Source organism: Arthrobacter mobilis, from assembly GCF_012395835.1.
GTDB classification, from domain to species: domain Bacteria; phylum Actinomycetota; class Actinomycetes; order Actinomycetales; family Micrococcaceae; genus Crystallibacter; species Crystallibacter mobilis.
This window is the reverse complement of record NZ_JAAZSQ010000105.1, coordinates 1-545: the sequence shown is the minus strand read 5'-3', so window position 1 is coordinate 545 and position 545 is coordinate 1. Positions and strand designations below refer to the sequence as shown.

The 545-nt window shown below is 68.1% G+C and carries 1 protein-coding gene; it reads right to left on the bottom strand.

Going from position 1 to position 545, the window contains the following annotated elements:
- On the bottom strand, positions 1–545 hold a 545-nt coding region (locus HGG74_RS21085; protein WP_168489489.1), incomplete at both ends, for a CopD family protein.

The following is a 545-nucleotide window of genomic DNA, read 5'->3' as shown; positions in this document are numbered from 1 at the left end:
CAGACGGTGAACCACCGCTCTGCAGTCAGCTCCGGGGGCAGCAGGTAGCCGGTGAGGATCTCTGCCGGCGTCAGGGTCGGCCGGATGTCCTCTCCCCCGGGCGGAGGCGTCCGGCTCAGGGCCGCGGCCAGGCCGCTGGCCGCGCCCATTATCAAAAGCTCCACGACGATGAAGCGCCACAGCAACCGGGTGTGCGTCCCGGGTCCGGGCTTCAGGGACAGCTGCGGGAGGATTCGTCGGCGGTGCAGTAAGCCGATGGCGCCCAAAACGAGGGCGGCAGCTGTCTTGCCCAGAAGGAGGACGCCGTAAGGCGAGGCCAGCCCCGCGGGGAGGTCGATGCGGATGGCGGCGTTGATGATGCCGGAGGCGACCACGAGGATGAAAGCGAAACCGGCCAGGGTAGAAAACCGTTCCAGGACCGCCGCGGTGTCCTTGCCAAAGGCAGTCCCTCCGACCGTCAGCGCAATCAGCCCACCCAGCCACAAGCACACCCCCACCAGATGAAGGCCCAGGGAGTTGATGGCCTGCTCGTGGTCGCTGCCGCC